We start from the raw sequence: 19,524 nt of genomic DNA, 5'->3' as shown, positions 1-19,524 counted from the left end.
ATTCATGTCGGGAGCACGTAGTGCAACGTATTCTGCCGCGGGGCGAAATCGAAGCCCTGGACCATAACCATATTCCGCGCTTGCTCGCACCGGTGCGCGGTGAAGTCTTCCGGCTGCGCGCGGCGCGTTTGCGCGAACTGGCGCCGGGCAACGCCATCGGCGATTACCTGAGCCTGATCGCCGTGCTGGCCGACGCCCAGCATATCGCCCTGGCACAGTGCGAGACACCGGCGGTGGACGCGCAGCGCATCGCGCTGGCCCAGGCGCATGGCATGGCGCCGGTGGCGGCGGGTGAGATTCCGCGCGATCCGGCCTGGCATCAAATTCTTTTGCACATCCTGGATCATCTGGACGCGGCGGCGGGCTTGCCCGCGCCGGTGCGGGCCATATGCGCCGATCTAAGGCTATCCGTGCAGGACGATGCGGAGGGACTGGACCGCGCCGCGGCCGCCCTGGTGGGCGAAGGCGCCGGACAGATCGACGTGGCGACGGCGCCGTTCCTGATGGCGGCCTTGCAGGTGTATGCCACCGACCAGGCCTGTCGCTTCGATTCGGCGCAACTGCCGGTGGTCAGTCCCTATGGCTTGTGCCCGGTCTGCGGTTCGCTGCCGGTGGCGAGTGTCGTGCGCGTGGGCGGGCAGCAGGAAGGGTATCGCTATCTGTGCTGCGCGCTGTGTTCGACGCAGTGGCATGTGGTGCGGGTCAAATGCACGACGTGCGAAGAGACCAGGAACATCGCGTACCAGGGCATTGAGACGGAAGACCGCGCGCTGGAACGGGAAGCGGCCCGTGCCGAGACCTGTGAAAGCTGCCACACCTATCGCAAGATTTTTTCCCAGGACAAGGCGTTCAACGTCGATCCCATCGCCGATGATCTGGCTACCTTGGCGCTGGACTTGCTGGTGGGCGAGGCGGGATATCAGCGGGCGAGCGGGAATCCTTTCCTGTGGCAGGGGGAGGACGAGGAGACTGCCACGCCGGAGTCCGGCCCTGAGCAGGGTGCGGCCGGCATCGGGCGGGAGTAGGACATGGCGGATAGCGCGCTGCGGATTCCTTCCGTCGATCGCCTGCTCGCCGCGCCCGCGGTCGGGGCCTTGATTGCCGAGTACGGGCGGGGCGCCACGGTGGCGGCATTGCGGACGCGGCTGGATGAGCTGCGGCCGGCGGTGTTGGCGGCGGGGCGGGTCGATGCTGTTGCGGCTCCAGCTGGTGCCAACGCTGCCGCGCAGGCCGGAGGCGCCGATGCGCTCGTCGACGTTGCCGCCGAGTTGGACCCAGTGTGTCTGGCGCGGACCATAGGCCAACGCCTGGCCACATTGAATGCGCCGCGTCTGCGCGCGGTGTTCAACCTGACCGGCACCGTGCTGCATACCAACCTGGGCCGAGCCTTGTTGCCGGAAGCGGCGGTGCAGGCGGTGGTGCGCGCCTTGACGACGCCGGGCAACCTGGAGTTCGACCTGGCCACCGGCGGGCGTGGGGATCGTGACGATCTGATCGTCGATCTGCTGCGCGAACTGACGGGCGCCGAAGCCGCCACTGTCGTCAACAACAACGCGGCCGCGGTGCTGTTGATGCTCAATGCCTTGGGCGAGCGCAAGGAGGTGGTGGTCTCGCGCGGCGAGCTGGTGGAAATCGGCGGAGCCTTCCGGGTGCCGGACATCATGAAGCGGGCAGGCGCCAAGCTGGTCGAGATCGGTACGACCAATCGTACCCATGCCGCGGATTATGAGAATGCCATCGGCCCGAAGACGGCCATGCTGCTGAAGGTCCATTGCAGCAACTACGCCATCAGCGGTTTTACCCATAGCGTGAGTATCGCGGAAGTGGCCCGTATCGCCCATGCGAAGGGGCTGCCTGCGGCGGTGGATCTGGGCAGCGGCACGTTGGTCGACCTGACGCAATGGGGGCTGCCGCGTGAAGACACGGTGCGGGACACCATCGCCGCCGGGGCCGATCTGGTGACGTTCAGCGGCGACAAATTGCTGGGTGGACCGCAGGCGGGACTCATCGTCGGCCGTGCGGACCTCATCCGCAAGATCAAGAGGAATCCCTTGAAGCGGGCGCTGCGTGTGGGCAAGTTGACGTTGGCTGCCGTGGAGCCGGTGCTGGCGCTGTATCGCGCGCCGGAACTGCTGCCGCAGCGGCTGACGACTTTGCGTCTGCTGACGCGTGGCCAGGCCGTGATGCAGGAACAGGCTGTCCGTCTGGCGCCGCTTGTGCAGGCTGCGGTGGGGGAGGCGTATGAGGTCAGCGTCGTTCCCATGTTCAGCCAGATAGGCAGCGGGGCCTTGCCGGTGGATCAATTGCCCAGCTGCGGGCTGGCCGTGCGCGCGGCCGGCAAGGCGCGCGCGGGCCGGGCGCTGGGAAGATTGGAAGAGGCCTTGCGGGGGTTGCCGCGCCCGGTCATCGGACGCATCGGCGATAACGCCTTGTGGCTGGATCTGCGCTGCCTGGAGGCCGGCGACGAAGCCGCCTTCACCGGGCAGCTGCCTGCGTTGTCGGCGGGGCTGCGGGAGGTGCGGCAGCCGTGATCGTCGGGACCGCGGGTCATATCGACCATGGCAAGTCGTCGCTGGTGCGGGCACTGACCGGTGTGGACACCGATCGTCTGAAAGAAGAGAAGGCGCGTGGCATTTCCATCGAATTGGGGTATGCCTATCTGCCCGCGCCGGATGGGCAGGTGCTGGGCTTCATCGACGTGCCCGGCCACGAGAAGCTGGTTCACACCATGGTGGCCGGCGCCAGCGGCATCGACTTCGGCTTGCTGGTGATCGCCGCCGACGATGGCGTCATGCCACAGACACGTGAGCATCTGGCCATTCTGCAATTGGTCGGCGTGACTCGGGGCGCGGTGGCCATCACGAAGATAGACTGTGTCGATGCCACCCGCGTGGCGGAAGTTGAAACGCAAGTGCTGGCCATGCTGGCTGGCACCGCGCTGGCCGATGCTCCCGTATTCCGCGTGAACGCGGTGGCAACCGCTGCCGCTGCCGCTTCCGCTTCCGCTGGCACGCAGGATACGCCGCATACGCCGCATACGCCGCATACGCCGATTTCCGCCGATGCCACGTTGAACGCCAAGGCTTCCTCCGCCGCCACGCTCGATAGGTCGGGTTCCTCCGACGACGGCGTCGCAGCTTTGCGCGAGCACCTGTTCGCTTGCGCGGCCGCGCTGCCCGCACGTCGGCAGGACGGCTTCTTCCGCCTGGCCGTGGATCGCGTATTCACCCTCGCGGGCCGCGGTACGGTCGTCACGGGTACCGTCTTCAGCGGACGTCTGCAATTGCCCGCGACGGGCAACGCGGCGGAAGAGGGCGACGAAGCGGCGCAGCTTGTGCTGGCGCCTGCCGGCACACCGGTGCGTGTGCGCAGCCTGCATGCGCAGAATCGTGCCGCCAGTGTCGGCGTGGCCGGTCAGCGTTGCGCGTTGAATCTGGCCGCTATCGATACCCGTTCGATCGAACGCGGCGACTGGATCGCCGACGAACGCGCGCTGCTGCCGTCCACCCGCATCGACGTCGATCTGCGGCTGCTGGCCGATGCGGATACGACCGTCAAGGCGTGGACACCGCTGCATATCCATTGGGGCGCCGCCCGACGACTGGCGCACGTCGTACCGTTGACGACCGACGCCGTGGCGCCGGGCGCGCAGGCCCGTGTGCAGCTGGTCTTCGACAAACCGATATGCGCCAGCGCGGGCGACCGCTTCATCGCCCGCAACGCCCAGGCCACGCGGACGATAGGGGGCGGCGTCATCCTGGATCCGCAGGCGCCCGACCGTAAGCGCCGCTCTGCCGCACGCCTGCAATGGCTGGACGCCATCGCCTCGATGCTGACCGACGGCGACCTGGCGCCTGTCCTGGAACAGGCCCCTTTGGGCCTGCGCGTGGCCGACCTGCAGCGCCTCGTCGGTCGCCCAGTCGACAGCCTGGATCTGGCTGCCGGGCCGGTGCTGTCCGTTCACGTCGCGCTGCCGAAGGATGCTCTGCGTATCGGTGACATCGTCATCCTGCGGCGGCATCGGGATGCCTTGCGGGATGCGGCGCTGGCGGCGTTGGGCAAGTTTCATGGCGACTTGCCTGATGAGCCCGGCGCCGACATCAGCCGGCTGCGGCGCATGGCGTGGCCTACCCTGGATGATGACCTGCTGCGCGCGTTGGTCGATGACATGCTGCGCGACGGTGACGTGCAACGCAACGGTCCCTGGCTGCATCTGCCGGGCCACAGCGCCGCGCTGAGCGACGAGGACGAAGCGTTGGCGCAGCGTCTGCTGCCCGATCTGCTGGCGGGCGCGTACGACCCGCCATGGGTGCGCGATCTTGCCCGTCGCCATAACCAGCCCGAAGAGCGCGTGCGCAGCTTGTTGCGCAAGTTGATGCGGCGTGGCGAAGTCAGCCAGATCGTCAAGGATCTGTTCTATCACCGTGACCGTGTGAAGGAGTTGGTGGCGCTATTGGCGCGACTGGCAGGGCGCGAGGATGCGCCCGCGCCTTCAGCGATACCGGAGTCCGCGGCAGCACACGAGCCTGCAGCCGTGGTCGACGCGCCGGACGCGTCATCCACCCCTCCGCCGCCCCGCGGCATCGAAGCCGCGGACTTCCGCGATGCGACCGGGCTGGGCCGCAAGCGCGCCATCCAGATCCTGGAGTTCTTCGATCGCGTCGGATACACTCGCCGCGTACGGGACACGCATATTCCGCGTGCCGACGCGCAGTGGGATTTATGAGTAAATGCAGGTGACCCCTGCATGGCCTGGCCCATATGGGCCATCATCAAGCGCCGCCAGGGAAGGCATCCGTGCCCGGTGGCACGGCCGGGCTTCAAACCCGGTTGGGGGCGTCAGCCGTTCCCAGGTAGGTTCGACTCCTGCTGCCTTCCGCCAACACCCGACATCATTGGGCTGATGCGCCCACATCCGCTAAATTCCCTGACCGTTCAGGTCGCGGGGAATCATTGCACCGGCGGCACGATGCAAACCGAAGACCGGGTCAGAAAACGCTTCTCGCGCCCGTTATCCAAAGAGAACATGCCACCGCGTCCAGGCACGACGTCGATGATCAGGTCGGTGTGCTTCCACGCCTCATACTGCGCGCCGCCGATATAAAACGGCGCTCCCCCGATTTCACCCAGGCGTACGTCGTGATCGGCGAGCAGGAACTCGCCCTGTGGATAACACATGGGCGACGAGCCATCGCAACAGCCGCCGGACTGGTGGAACATGATAGGCCCGTACTCGGCCGTCAGCTCCGCGATCAACGCCAGCGCCGCGGGCGTAGCCGTCACCTTGCCGATGTCTTCTTCATCGCGGACCGCCGTATGGGGGGCCGCTGTCGAATGCGTAGTGGACATGATGCATCGCTCCGATGTGTACTCTGCCGAGAAGGCGGGGGAGGGGGTGCCCTGGCCGGGCGCCCCCAAGAAAACAGCGCCCAGCTTGACCCTGACAAGCCGTGGCGGCCCCCGCGCCGCCACGGCCCTCCCGCAACGGCGTACCTCAGAAAAAGCCCAACTTCTTCGGGCTGTAGCTGACCAGCAGGTTCTTGGTCTGTTGATAATGATCCAGCATCATCTTGTGCGTTTCGCGGCCGATGCCGGATTGCTTGTAGCCCCCGAATGCCGCATGCGCCGGATAGGCGTGATAGCAGTTGGTCCACACGCGCCCGGCCTGGATCGCGCGGCCCATGCGATAGGCGGTATTGCCATCGCGCGACCACACCCCGGCACCCAGGCCGTACAAGGTGTCGTTGGCGATCGACAGCGCATCGTCGGCATCCTTGAACGTGGTCACGGCCACCACCGGCCCGAAGATCTCCTCCTGGAAGACGCGCATATTGTTCTTGCCTTCGAACACCGTAGGCTGCACGTAATACCCTTCCTTCAGATCGTCCGACAACTGCGCGCGCGCGCCGCCCGCCAATACCTTGGCGCCTTCCTGCTTGCCGATATCCAGGTAGGAAAGAATCTTCTCCAGCTGCTCGCTGGAGGCCTGCGCACCTATCATCGTGTCGGCGTCCAGCGGATTACCTTGCTTGATCGCGGCGACACGCTTCAGCGCGCGTTCCATGAAGCGGTCGTAGATCGATTCCTGAATCAAGGCGCGGCTGGGGCACGTGCAGACCTCGCCCTGGTTCAACGCGAACATGACGAAACCTTCGATGGCCTTGTCGAAGAAATCGTCATCCTGCGACGCCACGTCGGCGAAGAAGATATTGGGCGACTTGCCGCCCAACTCCAGGGTCACGGGGATCAGGTTCTGCGAGGCGTACTGCATGATCAGGCGCCCGGTGGTGGTCTCGCCCGTGAACGCGATCTTGGCGATGCGTTTGTTGGACGCCAGGGGCTTGCCCGCCTCCAGGCCGAAGCCGGTGACGATGTTGAGCACCCCCGGCGGCAGCACGTCGGCGATCAGTTCGGCGAATACCAGAATGCCGGTGGGTGTCTGCTCGGCCGGCTTGAGGATCACGCAATTGCCGGCGGCCAGGGCCGGGGCCAGTTTCCACGCGGCCATCAGGATGGGGAAGTTCCAGGGAATGATCTGGCCGACCACGCCCAGCGGTTCCTTGAAGTGATAGGCCACGGTATCGGCATCGATCTCGGACAGCCCCCCTTCCTGCGCGCGGATGGCCGCGGCGTAGTAGCGGAAGTGGTCGACGGCTAGCGGAATGTCGGCCGCGCGCGCTTCCCGGATCGGCTTGCCGTTGTCCCAGGTCTCGGCGGTGGCCAGCAGCTCCAGGTTCTCTTCGATGATGTCGGCGATGCGGGCCAGCATGCGGGCGCGTTCGGCCACCGATGTCTTGCCCCAGGCCGGCGCCGCCTTGTGCGCCGCATCCAGCGCCAGTTCGATGTCGCGCGCCGTGGAGCGGGCATTGCGCGACAGCACCTGGCCCGTGATGGGCGTCAGGTTGTCGAAGTACTGCCCTTCGGCGGGCGCCTGCCAGCGGCCGCCGATGAAGTTGTCGTATTGCTTCTTGAAATTGACGGGCGAGCCGTAGGCATCCGGCGCGACGCGGGTTGCGGTGTCCATGCTGTCTCCTTTTTTCAGTAGTGGCCCTGGCGGGCGGGCCTTTCTCTACTCTTGCAATATGTATGCCAACTGCACCGGCCGCACATCGTGTGGGAACGTTACGCGCGTGGACAAGGCACAGGGCGCATGCGAAAGTACGCCGTAACCGCCGGCCACTGGCGTGCGCCGGTCCGTTCTGTCGCGTTTTGCGACAGGCAACGGCGACAGGTGTCGCAGAACGCCTACCGGAGACCGTCATGTCCTCAACGTCTCATCAGGCTGCGCTAAGCGCGGCCCGCCGCCTGTTCCGGCAGCAGGGTGTCGTTCCGGAGCAGCTACTGGCCGAACCCATTCTGCGTTCCTGGCGCCGCTGCGCCGAGTCCGGCCAGGACATGCGCGGCGCCCGCCAAGCCGAACTATTGACCCAGACCGAATTGCGCCAGGAGCTGGACCGCCATGGCGCCCTGCGCCGCCTGTGCGCGCCGGTCATGGCCGACATGAAGCAGCAGGCGCGCGCCGCCGGCGGTCTGGTGGTCCTTACCGACGCCGCGGGCCTGGTGCTGGACAGCGGCGGCAGCGTCGACTTCCTCGACCGCGCCAGCCGCCTGGCCCTGGCGCCAGGGGCGTCCTGGAGCGAGTCGGTAGCCGGCACCAATGCCATCGGCACCGCTTTGGTCGAGCGCCGCGGCATCGTCGTGCAGGGGGCCGAGCATTATTTCGAGCCGAACCACGTCCTGACCTGCGCCGCCATGCCCATCCTGGACCCCAGAGGCCGCACCCTGGGCCTGCTGGATCTGACCTGCCACGCGGACGGCCGCTGGCGTGACGCGGGCGACAGCCTGCGCGCGGCCATCGACCGGGTTGAAAGCGCCTTGTTCGAGGACCTGGCGGCGTCCTGCCTGATGCTGCGCCTGCACATACGGCCGGATGGCCTGGAGGCCGATAGCGCGGCCTTGCTGGCGTTCGACGGCGACGTGCTGGCCGCCGCCAATCGCCATGCCCTGGCCTTGCTGGGCATCGACCACGCGGCTCTGGGCGTGTTCCGCTACGAAGACCTCTTCGCCGGCACGCCTGGACAGGCCGCCGCTGCGGGACGCCTGCATCGGCAGGACGGGCAGATGCTGCATGTGCGCGTGCGCTGGCCCGATCAGGGTTCCGCGGTCCCGGCCACCTCGGCGCATCCAGCACCGACCCATGACGCCGATGTGCGTGGCATTCATGCGATCGGCGGTATCGGCGGCGTTCCGCCCGTGACGCCGCTGCGGACCGACCCTCCCGTGCTTCGCGTCGCGCCTGTCCAGCGGGTGCCGCCGGTGGCGCCGATCACGCAACGGGGCGCGGCGGCTTCCGCTTATTGGTTCGACGCCGGCACCCTGAGCGAACTGGCGCGCACGGTGCGCCTGCTGGATGCCGGCATCTCGGTGCTGCTGCAAGGCGAGACGGGTGTCGGCAAGGAAATCTTCGCGCGCCAGATGCATCAACGCAGCGCCCGCGCGAATGGCCCCTTCGTGGCGGTCAATTGCGCCGCGCTGCCTGAGACCTTGATCGAATCGGAATTGTTCGGCTACGAGGACGGCGCGTTCACCGGCGCGCGCAAGCAGGGCAGCAAAGGCTTGCTGCGCCAGGCCCAGGGCGGGGTGCTGTTCCTCGACGAGATCGGCGACATGCCCCTGGCCTTGCAGGCGCGTCTGCTGCGCGTGCTGCAGGCGCGGGAGGTCACGCCCTTGGGGGGCGGCCGTGCGGTGCCTGTCGATTTCGCCCTGGTCTGCGCCACCCATCGGCCATTGGATCCGGGCCCGGTCCGCAGCGATCTTTATTTCCGCATCGCCGAATACACGGTGCGCCTGCCGGCCTTGCGCGAACATGCCAACCCCGCCGCCATCGTGCGCGCCTTGTGGGGCACGCCCGCGCAAATCACCCAGCGTCCAGGCCTGCCGGCCGACGTCGTCGATCTGCTGGCCGGCTATGCCTGGCCCGGCAACTTCCGCCAGTTGTCGACGACCCTGCGCACCTTGCGCGTGCTGGCGGGTGACGAGGATGTGCATGCCGACATGTTGTCGGCGGACATCCGCGGCACCTTGCCGGCGCATCAACACGAAGCCGTGGCAGGCACCCTGCAAGGGATGACGGACGCCGCCATCCACGGGGCGCTGCAAGCCTGCGACGGCAACGTCAGCCAGGCGGCGCGCCGCCTGGGTGTGCATCGCAGCACCTTGTACCGTCGCGTAAAGAACAGCGGCGCCTGAAAGGCGCCGTTGTTGGCTTCGCGCGCAATGCGCGTCGGGCGATCAAGCGATCAGGCGATCAAGCGCGCCAGTTCCGCGCCCGGATCGGGCGCGCGCATGAAGGCTTCGCCGACCAGGAAGGCATCGACGCCCTTGCCGCGCATCAGTTGCACGTCCTCGGGTTTGAGGATGCCGCTTTCCGTGACCACCCGGCGCCCGGCCGGAATACGCGGCAGCAGATCGATGGTGTTCTGCAAGGACGTTTCAAACGTGCGCAGGTTGCGGTTGTTGATGCCCAGCAAGGTGGTGCGCATGTCCAGCGCCACGTCCAGTTCCTTGGCGTCATGCACCTCGACCAGCACGTCCATGCCCAGGTCCATCGCGCACGCTTCCAGGTCCTTCAGCTGCGAAGGGGTCAGCGCGGCCGCGATCAGCAGCACGCAGTCCGCGCCCAGCGCGCGCGCGAAGATGACCTGATAAGGATCGATGACGAAGTCCTTGCGCAGCACCGGCAGCGGGCACGCCGCGCGCGCCTGGCGCAAGTGATCGTGCGAACCCTGGAAGAACTGCACGTCGGTCAGCACCGACAGGCAGGCCGCGCCATGCACCGCATACGACGCGGCGATTTCGGCGGGGTTGAAGTTTTCGCGCAGGACGCCACGCGACGGCGAGGCCTTCTTGATCTCGGCGATGACGCCGGGCTTGCCGGCGGCGATCTTGTCTTCAATGGCCTGCGCGAAACCGCGCACGTCCTGGCGGGCTTGCGCTTCGCGCAGCAGTTCCGCTTCGCTGCGCATCTGGCGCGCGGTGGCGACTTCCTCGGCCTTGACGGCGAGGATCTTCGCAAGAATGTCGTTCATTTCCAATAGTTCCCGTTCAAACCTTCCGGGTGTAGGCGCAAAATTGTTCCAACTTGTCCCGGGCAGCGCCGTTAGCGATAGTTTCAAAAGCGAGCTTCAAGCCCGCGTCTATGGTGGGCGCACCATTCCCGGCGTAAATCGCCAGGCCGGCATTCAGTGCGACGATGTCGCGCGCGGGCCCGGCCTTGCCGGACAGCGCTTCGATGATCAGCTCACGCGATTCATCCCGATTGGACACCTTGATGCCCCGGTTGGACATCATGGATAGCCCGTAGTCCTCCGGATGGATTTCATACTCGCTGACGACCCCATCCTTCAGTTCACCGATCAAGGTGGAGGCGCCCAGCGAAGCCTCGTCCATCCCGTCCTTGCCATGCACCACCAGCACGTGGCGCGACCCCAGCCGCTCCAGCACGCGCACCTGGATGCCGACCAGGTCCGGATGGAACACGCCCATCAGCTGGTTGGCCGCGCCGGCGGGGTTGGTCAATGGACCAAGAATGTTGAAAATGGTTCGCACGCCCAATTCCTTGCGCACGGCCGCCACGTTCTTCATGGCCCCATGATGCGCCGGCGCGAACATGAAACCGATGCCCGTGGCTTCGATGCATTCCGCCACTTGCTCTGGTGTCAATTGCAGGTTGGCGCCCAGGGCTTCCAGCACGTCGGCGCTGCCGGACGAGGATGAGGCGCTGCGATTGCCGTGCTTGGCGATTTTTACGCCGGCCGCGGCGGCCACGAACATGGCCGTGGTGGAGATGTTGAACGTGTGGCTGCCGTCGCCACCCGTGCCGCACATGTCGAGCAGCTGTTCGGGATAGGGCGTTGCCACGGGTGTCGCGAACTCGCGCATCACCTGGGCGGCGGCGGTGATCTCACCTATCGTTTCCTTCTTGACGCGCAGGCCCATCAGCAGCGCGCTGGCAATCTGCGGCGACAGTTCGCCCCGCATCAACATGCGCATCAGGTGCAGCATTTCGTCGTGAAAAATTTCACGGTGTTCGATGCAGCGGGTCAGTGCTTCGGTGGGAGAGATGGTCATGGTCTACGCCTTTCCGGTGCCGTCAGATGTTCAGGAAATTGCGCATGAGCGAGTGGCCATGCTCACTCAGCACCGATTCCGGGTGGAACTGTACTCCGTAAATCGGCAAGGTTTTATGACGTACGCCCATGATGTCACCATCGTCCGCCGTGGCGGTGACCTGCAGGCAGTCGGGCAGGGTCTTGGGATCGATGGTCAGCGAGTTGTAGCGGATCACCGTGTAGGGCGAAGGCAGGTTCGTGAACAGGTCCGTGCCCGTATGGGTGATGCGCACCGTCTTGCCGTGCATGATGTTGGGCGCACGCACGATGTCGCCGCCAAACGCCGTACCGATGGCCTGGTGGCCCAGGCACACGCCCAGGATGGGCAGCTTGCCGGCGAATTCCTTGATCAGCGCCACCGAGATGCCGGCCTCGTTGGGCGAGCAGGGGCCGGGCGACACGCAGATGCGGTCCGGCTTCAGGGCGGCCACTTCTTCCACCGTGATCTGGTCGTTACGCACCACGGTGACGTCTTCGCCCAATTCGCCGAAGTACTGGACGAGGTTGTAGGTAAAGGAGTCGTAGTTGTCGAGCATGAGCAGCCGGGACATAGTCATCAACCTCTGGATAGTCAGTACGAATAGGGGAAGGGGAGGGACTGCGCGGCGCGCACGCTTGCTTCACCACGCGCGAAAGCGGCGGTGAATACCGTGTTGGACGGTGCGAGGCGAGGGGTCTGGCAATGTGGCATCGGGCAATCTCCTGGATTCGGGGAGCCGCCGTGCCGGGGAGCCATTTTGATGGAACCTTGCTGCCGGTACGGCGGCAAGGTGCGATTCATATACGCAACAACGTGCCGCTTCTTAAGAGAAGCGCCACCACTGAGTGTTGAACGTTGCGTAGGTCATCACGGATTGAAGTACCGGAACTTTGCGAAAACGGGTCGAGTTTAGCGCAAACGGCGGGGGGCTGTCGACACGGCCCCCCGGGGCCGTCGCGTCACTCGGTTACGTCACTTGGCTACGGCAATCAGGGCAGGGCGTAGGCAATCACGTAATCGCCGCGGTCGGGCGAATTACGGGCGCCGCCGGCCGACACCAGGATGTACTGCTTGCCCGTCTGCTTCGACTTGTAGCTGATGGGCGTGCCCTGGCTGCCCACTGGCAGACGGGCCTTCCACACTTCGTGGCCGGTGCCGCTGTCATAGGCGCGCAGGTAGTAGTCCTGGGTGGCGGCGATGAAGACCATGCCGCCCTGGGTGGCCAGGGTGCCACCGATGGTGGGCATGCCGATGGGGATGGGCAGGCCCATCTTGACGCCGAAGGGGCCCGTGTCCTGCACGGTGCCGACCGGCACTTGCCAGGCGATCTTGCGGGTCTTCAGGTCCACCGCCGTCAGCGTGCCGAAGGGCGGCTTCTGGCAGGGGATCTCCAGCGGCGACATGAAACGCACCTTGGCGTTGATCGCGTAGGGGGTGCCGGCAAGCGCGACGGGGCGCGTGATGGCGGCGGCTTCATTGCCGTCGGATTTGACGGCGGCGTCGGCGGGATCGGCCGGGGTCAGCTGGACTTCCAGGCCGACGCGCATGTCGTTGACGAACAGCAGCTGGTTGACCGGGTCGATCGACAGGCCGCCCCAGTTCATGCCGCCCAGCGAGCCGGGCAGGTTCAGCGACGCATCCGTGCCGGGGGGCGTGAACAGGCCCGTATAGCGCTTGGACTTGAAGTGGATGCGGCACAGCAACTGGTCGAACGGGGTCGCGCCCCACATGTCCGCTTCCTTCAGGTCGTCGGCGCCGATGTTGGGCATGCCTACCGAGAAGGGTTGCGTGGGCGAATAGGTCTCGCCCGGGATATTGCCCGCGGGCACGGGACGTTCTTCGACCTGCGTCAGCGGACGGCCGGTCTGGCGGTCGAGCACGAAGATCTGGCCGGCCTTGGTGCCGAAGATCAGCGCGGGGGTGGTCTTGCCGTCGGCGCCGGGGAAGTCGGCGAAGGTCGGCTGCATGGGCACGTCGAAGTCCCACAGGTCGTCATGGACGGTCTGGTAGACCCACTTTTCCTTGCCCGTGGTGGCGTCGACGGCCAGCAGGGACGCGCCGTACTTGCGGTCCAGGGCCGTGTGCTTGACGCCCCACAGGTCGACGGCCGCGCTGCCCACCGGCATGAAGACGGTGTTGGACTTGGCGTCGTAGGACATCGGTGCCCAGACGTTGGGCGTGGAGCGCGTGTAGTTCTGGCCCGCGGGCGGGGCTTGCGTATCGTCCGGCTTGCCCGGATCGAAAGCCCAGCGCAGTTCGCCGGTGATGACGTCGAAACCGCGCACGACGCCGCCGGGCATGTCGGTGCTGACGTTGTCGGCGACGCGGCCGCCGATCACGATGGTGGTGCCGGCGAGGGTGGGGGCGGACGTCGGGTAGTACTCGCCCTTGTCGGCGCCCTTGCCCATGTTGGCGCGCAGGTCGACGCGGCCTTGCTTGCCGAAGTCGGGGCAGAAGGCGCCCGTGTCGGCGTCCAGCGCGACCAGTTCCGGCGTCACGCTGTTCATCAGGATGCGGCGCTGGCAGACGGCGCCAGACGCGACGGTCACGGCCTTGACGGGCGTGGCGCCGCTGATCGAGGGTTGCTCGATGGCGGCGGTGGCGTCGAAGTAGGCGAGGCCGCGGCAGCGCATCCACTTCTTCTGCTTGGCATTGATCTCGGTCTTCCAGATTTCTTTGCCGGTGGCCGCGTCCAGCGCGATGACGTTGTTGTGCGGCGTGCACACGAAGATGCGGTCGCCGATCTGCAGGGGCGTGAGCTGGTCTTCCGCGCCGCCGCCGCCGGGGCTGACCGGGGTGTCGCCGGTGCGATAGGTCCAGGCGACCTGCAGCTGGTTGACGTTGTCGCGGGTGATCTGGTCCAGGGCCGCGAAGCGGGTGCCGCCGGAGGTGTTGCCGTAATGGGCCCAGTTGACCTGTTCCTGGCCCGGTGCGACCGGCTTGAGCGCCAGTTCCTGGCCGGTGCCGGGCACGGGTGCGTGCGGCACGAACATGCCGCCGATCGTGGCGACGCAAGCGAGCGCCAGCAGGCCGGCGACGGTGTTGGCGCCCGCGCGTGCGGGTGCCTTGCCTTGCGCGCGGCGCAGCAGGGGGAAGGACAGGGCCACCAGCACGGCGAAGCCGGCCAGCAGCAGGACGCGGGAGACGAGGGGCCAGAAGTCGAGGCCGACTTCGGCGAGTGCCCAGCCGGCGGTGCCGACCAGCGCGATGCCGTAGAGCCAGGCGCCGGACGGGCGCTGGCGGGCGATCTGGATGCTGCTGATGGCCAGCAGGACGCCGGCGATGAGGAAGTAGGCGCTACCGCCCAGCTTCACGAGTTGATAACCGTACACGGCGAAAAACACGCCGGTGGCCAGAATGAGTAAAGCGAGGACGACCAGCCATCCCTTGGCCAGGAATGGCAGCCCTTTGTCTTGTTGCGTCATAACCGGATTAAAGATCGATGGGCGCGAAACTGTGCGCCCGGGATTCCACGAGATTTTTTGCGAACGCGAATCATAGTCGAAGGGCAGGGTAGCCACCCTGGAGGCCACGCCTGCGCGCTGGTTATTCGTGTTGATTGCTCTGCCGTGGAAACCTTCTTGCTCAGCCATACCGAAAGTTTTACCGGGCAACCCTTGCGGGTTGCCCGGCGTGGAATAGGGATTATTCGGGCAACCCAGGGGGTTGCCCGAATTTTCAGGGGAAGTGGCTGGGAGGCCCGGCGCGAAACACCACCCTCCAAAGGACCATCCGGGCACCCCAGGGTGCCCGAGACCCTCTAGGCCGTGGCCCGGGGCCATGGGCTCAAAAAACCACACCACCAACGCCTATTAGATGATGATCGTCATATTAAATAGTATGATGATCATCATCCAATAAGCGCCAAGCCTCCCGGCGCCCCCCAATCCCGGAGTTTCTTTCCATGCAGAACCCTCAAGCGCCCGGCGACGGACCGGCCGTATCCGAACCCCCTCGCAAGCGCCGCCGCGCCCTCTGGATCGTCCTGGCCGTGGTCTGTATCGCCGCTCTCGCAGCCGCGGCCTACTGGTGGAAAGAAGGCCGTTTCCAGGAGTCCACCGACGATGCCTACGTCGGCGGCAACGTCACCGTGATCTCCCCGCGCGTCTCGGGCTATGTCGCCCGCCTGCTGGTCCAGGACAATGCCTTCGTCCACGCCGGCCAACCTCTGCTGGAACTGGACCCCGCCGATTTCAACGCTCACCTGGACGCCGCCCAGGCCGAGGCGGACGCCGCCCGCGCCGCGCTGGTCCGCCTGGCCGCGCAGGCCGAACAGGCCCGCGCCGACACCGCCCAGGCGCAAGCCCAGGCCGCGGTCGAGCAGGCCGGCATCAGCCTGGCCGAACGGGACGACCGGCGCTACGCCAACCTGGCCAACACCCACTCCGGCACCCAACAGGACGCCCAGCGGGCAAGGACCACCCTGGACCAGGCCCGCGCCCGTCTGCGCGCCGCCCAGGCATCCGTCAGCGTTCGCCAACACGAAGTGGCCGTCGTCATCGCGCAAACCGGCGAAGCCCGAGCCCGCGTCGAACAGGCCGAAGCCAGCCTGCGCGCGGCCCGGTTGAACGTCGGCTACACCACGCTGCGCGCGCCGATCGACGGCTACATCGGCAACCGCTCGGCCCACCCCGGAACCTTCGTCAAGGCCGGCACGCAGCTGATGTCTCTCGTGCCCGCGCAGGGCCTGTGGGTGGATGCCAATTTCAAGGAAGACCAGATCCGCGCGCTGCGCCCCGGCCAGGCCGTGCGCATCGTCGCCGATGTCGACAGCGGCCTGCGCGTCGCCGGCCACATCCAGAGCGTGGCGCCGGCCACGGGCGCGGTATTCAGCGTGATCCCTGCGCAGAACGCGACCGGCAACTTCACCAAGATCGTGCAGCGCGTCCCCGTGCGTATCGAACTGGACCCCGACGTGGCCGCGCTGGGCGCGCTCCGCGCGGGCCTGTCGGTGACCGCGACGGTCGATGTCCGCCAGCAATAGCGTGTCGCGCAAACGCCGGACAACAGAAAGCCGGCGCGACAGAAAGCCAAGAGGCCTCCAGAAATAAGCAAGCCAACGTGAGCACGCCAACATGAGTACCCCAACATGAGCAAGCCAACATGAGCACGCCAACCGCTACGGCCGCCGCCGCGCCACCAGCGAGCGCGCCGCACCCGCCGGTACTGCCCTTCGCCATCATGTGCATGGGCATGTTCGTCGCCCTGCTGGACATCCAGATCGTCGCCGCGTCGCTGCAGGACATCGGCGGCGGCCTGTCCGCCGGACAGGACCAGATCGGCTGGCTGCAAACGGCCTACCTGATCGCCGAGATCATCGTCATCCCGATGTCCGGATGGCTCACCCGCGTGTTCTCCACGCGCTGGCTGTTCTCGGTCTCCGCGTTCGGCTTCACGGTGGCCAGCCTGCTGTGCGGCCTGGCCTGGAACATCGAGAGCATGATCGTGTTCCGCGCCCTGCAAGGCCTGATCGGGGCGTCGATGATCCCCACGGTCTTCACGTCGACCTTCCACTACTTCCCCGGCAAGCGCCAGCCCCTGGCCGCCGCCACCGTGGCGACCATCGCTTCGGTCGCGCCCGCGCTGGGTCCGGTGATCGGCGGATGGATCACCGACACGCTGTCGTGGCGCTGGATCTTCTACATCAACCTGGTGCCCGGCCTGCTGGTGGCCTTGAGCACGGCGTCGCTGGTGGACGTCGACGAACCGGACCTGTCCTTGTTGAAGGGCGCGGACTATCCCGGCATCGCCTTGCTGGCGGTGTTCCTGGGCTTTCTTGAATACGTGCTGGAGGAAGGCTCGCGCTGGAACTGGTTCGACGACGCGGGCATACGCCGGGCGGCCTGGGTCGCGGGGGTGGGCGGCGTGTTGTTCGTGTGGCGCAGTCTGGTGTTCCCACGGCCTATCGTCGACCTGCGTGCGCTGAGCAATCGCAATTTCCTGATCGGCTGCATCCTGTCCTTCATCACGGGCATGGGCATCTTCAGCACCATCTATCTGCTGCCGCTGTTCCTCGGCTATGTGCGGGGCCTGTCTGCCTTGCAGACCGGCACCATCGTGTGCGCGACCGGGCTGGGATCCTTCCTGGGTGTGCCCGTGTATGTGGCCCTGGCGCGCCGTGTCGATGCGCGCTGGCTGATGACCCTGGGGCTGGCCATGTTCGGCCTGTCCATGTTGAGCTTCAGCCGCATCACGTCGGACTGGGATGGCGACCAATTGTTCTGGCCGCAGATCATCCGCGGCTTTCCCCAGGTGTTCGCGGTGGCGCCGGCCGTCACCTTGGGACTGGGCAGTCTGGCGATGGCGCGGCTGAAGTACGCCAGCGGCCTGTTCAACATGATGCGTAATCTGGGCGGCGCGGTCGGCATCGCCTTGTGCGGGGCGATCTTGAACAACCGCACCAATCTGCATTTCGACCGCATCGCCGCGGGCTTCACCAGCGCGAACGCGGCGATGCAATCCTTGCTGGACGGCGTGCAGGTCCGCTACGGGCAAGCCTTGGGCGACGTGGTGCATGCGCAGACCGCGGCCCTGGTGCAGCTGCGCGCTTTGGCTTATCGCGAAGCGTCGACGATGGCCTATGCGGATGCCTTCATCGTCATCGCGTCGGCCTTCGCGGTGGCGGTGGTGTTGGCGCCCATGCTGCGCAAGGTCGGCGCACGGCCGGCCGGTACCGATTCAGGACATTGAGATGAATACATTGAATACGTCGAATGCGTTGAAGACATCGAATGCGTTGAAGACATCGAATGCATCGAATACCTTGAGTGCGTCGAATGCGTTGAATGCATTGAAAACGCGCGTTACCAGGCCTGCCCGGATGCTGGCGCTTGGCTTGACCCTGCCGCTTGCCGGCTGCATGGTGGGCCCCGATTATGTAAGGCCCGACATTGCTATGCCGGACCACTATCACGCAGCAACGGCACCAACGTCACCACTGGCACCGACAGTGACAGCGGCGCCAGACCGCACGGCGCCCGCGGACCTCACGCAATGGTGGGCCGGATTTCATGATCCCGTCCTGGACGGCCTGATCCAGCGTGCCTTGGCACAGAACCTGGACCTGGCCGCCGCCCAGGCGCGTGTGGCGCAGGCCAGGGCGGCAGCCGGCATCGCAGCTACGGCGTGGTTGCCGCAAGGGTCCCTGGATGCCGACGTCACACGGCAGCGGCAGTCGACCGTGGGCGCGCTGGGCACCATCGCCAGCACCTCGCCGGGCTATGACCGCAACCAGACCGAGCGCACGATAGGCGCCGGCGCCAGTTGGGAACTGGATCTCGCGGGCGGGCTGCATCGCCGCGCGCAAGCCCTGCGTGCCGAAGCCGATGCCGCCGAGGCCGCCCACATGGGCGTGCGGATATCCGTCGCCGCCGAAACGGCCGACGCCTATTTCCAGCTGCGCGGTGCGCAAGCCGCGCAGGGGTTGATGCAGTCGCAGATAGCGGCTGACGCCAGCTATGTCGACGTCATGGAGGACCGCATGCGCCAGGGTGTGGCCGTCGACCGTGAGCGCGATGACGCCGTCGCGCAGCGTCATCAGGACGAGGCCCTGGTGCCCGCCTTGCGCGCGCAGGTAGAAAAACAGGGAAATCGCCTGGACGTGCTGTTGGGCGACAGCCCAGGCACCAATGCCGCGAGCCTGCGCAACAGCAACAGCAACAGCAACAGCAGCAGCAACAGCGGCAACGGCAACGCTAACGCTAACGGCATCGACAGTGCCACCATGACTTCATGGACCTTGCCCGCCATGCCCGGCAACCTGCAGCCAGCCGCGCTGTTGCGGCGTCGGCCCGATGTGCTGGCGGCGGAACGGCGCCTGGCCGCCGCGACGGCAGGCATCGGTGTGGCGCTGGCGCAGTACTACCCCGATGTGTCGCTGGCCGGCCTGCTGGGATTCGAACGCCTGGGCGACGGCAATCTCTTTTCCAGCCAGGCATTCCAGCCGGCGGCGCTGGCCGGCCTGCACTGGCGCCTGTTCGACTTCGGCCGCGTGGATGCCGAAGTGCGGCAGGCCCGCGGCGCACAGGCGGAAGCGTGGGCCACATATCGTCAGGCAGTGCTGCGCGCCACTGAAGACGCGGAAGACGCCTTGATCACCCTGGCCCAGGCCGATGCGCAAGCCGGCGCTTTGCAAAACGCACTCGCCGCCAATGACCGCGCCGAGCAATCGGCAAAACGCGGCTACGACCAAGGTACGGCCAGCATGGCGGAAATCCTGCTGCGGCAGCGCGACGTGCTGCAAGCCCGGCGCAACTGGGTGCTGGCCGATGTGGAGCGTGCCCGAGCCACCGTCGACGCCTACCGCAGTCTGGGCGGCGGCTGGGATGCCGGCACGACATTCGACCGTGATATGTTGTCAGTCCTCTGAACAAG

Annotated in this window: 13 protein-coding genes and 1 tRNA gene; 8 read left to right on the top strand and 6 right to left on the bottom strand. The window is 66.5% G+C overall.

The features are described from left to right. The first annotated feature begins 20 nt into the window (after positions 1–20). The 4 genes from fdhE (at position 21) to ASB57_RS21180 (ending at position 4,882) form a co-directional block, all read left to right on the top strand. Positions 21–1,025, top strand: a complete 1,005-nt coding sequence (gene fdhE, locus ASB57_RS21195; RefSeq protein ID WP_057654006.1) for a formate dehydrogenase accessory protein FdhE — start codon at positions 21–23, stop codon at positions 1,023–1,025. A gap of 3 nt (positions 1,026–1,028) precedes the next feature. Next, complete coding sequence (selA, locus tag ASB57_RS21190; RefSeq protein WP_057654005.1) at positions 1,029–2,531, top strand: L-seryl-tRNA(Sec) selenium transferase; 1,503 nt, start codon at positions 1,029–1,031, stop codon at positions 2,529–2,531. Further along, positions 2,528–4,726 (top strand): SelB C-terminal domain-containing protein, encoded by a 2,199-nt coding sequence (locus ASB57_RS21185; protein ID WP_057654004.1) that lies wholly within the window; start codon positions 2,528–2,530, stop codon positions 4,724–4,726. The genes selA and ASB57_RS21185 overlap by 4 nt, the downstream gene beginning before the upstream one ends. A gap of 60 nt (positions 4,727–4,786) precedes the next feature. Then, positions 4,787–4,882: transfer RNA gene (locus ASB57_RS21180), tRNA-Sec, on the top strand. 68 nt (positions 4,883–4,950) lie between these two features. On the opposite strand, the gene ASB57_RS21175 is transcribed toward ASB57_RS21180, so the two are convergent. Further along, the gene (locus ASB57_RS21175; protein ID WP_057654003.1) at positions 4,951–5,349 is read right to left on the bottom strand and encodes a DUF779 domain-containing protein; all 399 of its coding nucleotides are present in this window, start codon (positions 5,347–5,349) and stop codon (positions 4,951–4,953) included. Positions 5,350–5,494: 145 nt separating this feature from the next. Continuing rightward, positions 5,495–7,024, bottom strand: a complete 1,530-nt coding sequence (adh, locus tag ASB57_RS21170) for an aldehyde dehydrogenase (protein WP_057654002.1) — start codon at positions 7,022–7,024, stop codon at positions 5,495–5,497. A 236-nt stretch (positions 7,025–7,260) separates the two neighbouring features. Here adh and ASB57_RS21165 point away from each other — a divergent pair, with 236 nt between their 5' ends. Continuing rightward, positions 7,261–9,249: a sigma-54-dependent Fis family transcriptional regulator gene (locus ASB57_RS21165; RefSeq protein ID WP_057654001.1), complete on the top strand. Its 1,989-nt coding sequence runs from the start codon at positions 7,261–7,263 to the stop codon at positions 9,247–9,249. A gap of 50 nt (positions 9,250–9,299) precedes the next feature. On the opposite strand, the gene trpC is transcribed toward ASB57_RS21165, so the two are convergent. From trpC to ASB57_RS21145, 4 genes are all read right to left on the bottom strand, one after another. Continuing rightward, positions 9,300–10,088, bottom strand: coding sequence for an indole-3-glycerol phosphate synthase TrpC (gene trpC, locus ASB57_RS21160; RefSeq protein ID WP_057654000.1), 789 nt, complete (start codon positions 10,086–10,088; stop codon positions 9,300–9,302). 16 nt (positions 10,089–10,104) lie between these two features. Further along, on the bottom strand, positions 10,105–11,130 hold the full coding sequence (trpD, locus tag ASB57_RS21155) for an anthranilate phosphoribosyltransferase (protein ID WP_057653999.1): 1,026 nt from the start codon (positions 11,128–11,130) through the stop codon (positions 10,105–10,107). A 22-nt stretch (positions 11,131–11,152) separates the two neighbouring features. Further along, positions 11,153–11,722, bottom strand: a complete 570-nt coding sequence (locus ASB57_RS21150) for an aminodeoxychorismate/anthranilate synthase component II (RefSeq protein WP_057653998.1) — start codon at positions 11,720–11,722, stop codon at positions 11,153–11,155. A gap of 418 nt (positions 11,723–12,140) precedes the next feature. Further along, on the bottom strand, positions 12,141–14,576 hold the full coding sequence (locus ASB57_RS21145) for a membrane-bound PQQ-dependent dehydrogenase, glucose/quinate/shikimate family (protein ID WP_057653997.1): 2,436 nt from the start codon (positions 14,574–14,576) through the stop codon (positions 12,141–12,143). A gap of 479 nt (positions 14,577–15,055) precedes the next feature. On the opposite strand from ASB57_RS21145, the gene ASB57_RS21140 reads away from it, so the two are divergent. From ASB57_RS21140 to ASB57_RS21125, 3 genes are all read left to right on the top strand, one after another. Beyond that, positions 15,056–16,135 (top strand): HlyD family secretion protein, encoded by a 1,080-nt coding sequence (locus ASB57_RS21140; RefSeq protein WP_057653996.1) that lies wholly within the window; start codon positions 15,056–15,058, stop codon positions 16,133–16,135. A gap of 119 nt (positions 16,136–16,254) precedes the next feature. After that, positions 16,255–17,841: a DHA2 family efflux MFS transporter permease subunit gene (locus ASB57_RS21135; RefSeq protein WP_057653995.1), complete on the top strand. Its 1,587-nt coding sequence runs from the start codon at positions 16,255–16,257 to the stop codon at positions 17,839–17,841. A 1-nt stretch (position 17,842) separates the two neighbouring features. Continuing rightward, entirely contained in the window at positions 17,843–19,519 is a 1,677-nt protein-coding gene (locus ASB57_RS21125) for a TolC family protein (RefSeq protein WP_231755209.1), read from the top strand. Positions 19,520–19,524: the final 5 nt, after the last annotated feature.

The organism is Bordetella sp. N, assembly GCF_001433395.1.
Classification (GTDB): domain Bacteria; phylum Pseudomonadota; class Gammaproteobacteria; order Burkholderiales; family Burkholderiaceae_B; genus Bordetella_C.
The sequence above is the reverse complement of the archived record's forward strand: the minus strand, read 5'-3'. Positions and strand labels throughout refer to the sequence as shown.

What these genes read in the sequence shown, in the direction of transcription:
- selA (WP_057654005.1), top strand. Translation starts at nt 1,029, where the DNA reads ATGGCGGATAGCGCGCTGCGGATTCCTTCCGTCGATCGCCTGCTCGCC.
- ASB57_RS21175 (WP_057654003.1), bottom strand. Translation starts at nt 5,349, where the DNA reads ATGTCCACTACGCATTCGACAGCGGCCCCCCATACGGCGGTCCGCGAT.
- adh (WP_057654002.1), bottom strand. Translation starts at nt 7,024, where the DNA reads ATGGACACCGCAACCCGCGTCGCGCCGGATGCCTACGGCTCGCCCGTC.
- ASB57_RS21165 (WP_057654001.1), top strand. Translation starts at nt 7,261, where the DNA reads ATGTCCTCAACGTCTCATCAGGCTGCGCTAAGCGCGGCCCGCCGCCTG.
- trpC (WP_057654000.1), bottom strand. Translation starts at nt 10,088, where the DNA reads ATGAACGACATTCTTGCGAAGATCCTCGCCGTCAAGGCCGAGGAAGTC.
- trpD (WP_057653999.1), bottom strand. Translation starts at nt 11,130, where the DNA reads ATGACCATCTCTCCCACCGAAGCACTGACCCGCTGCATCGAACACCGT.
- ASB57_RS21150 (WP_057653998.1), bottom strand. Translation starts at nt 11,722, where the DNA reads ATGTCCCGGCTGCTCATGCTCGACAACTACGACTCCTTTACCTACAAC.
- ASB57_RS21145 (WP_057653997.1), bottom strand. Translation starts at nt 14,576, where the DNA reads ATGACGCAACAAGACAAAGGGCTGCCATTCCTGGCCAAGGGATGGCTG.
- ASB57_RS21140 (WP_057653996.1), top strand. Translation starts at nt 15,056, where the DNA reads ATGCAGAACCCTCAAGCGCCCGGCGACGGACCGGCCGTATCCGAACCC.
- ASB57_RS21135 (WP_057653995.1), top strand. Translation starts at nt 16,255, where the DNA reads ATGAGCACGCCAACCGCTACGGCCGCCGCCGCGCCACCAGCGAGCGCG.
- ASB57_RS21125 (WP_231755209.1), top strand. Translation starts at nt 17,843, where the DNA reads ATGAATACATTGAATACGTCGAATGCGTTGAAGACATCGAATGCGTTG.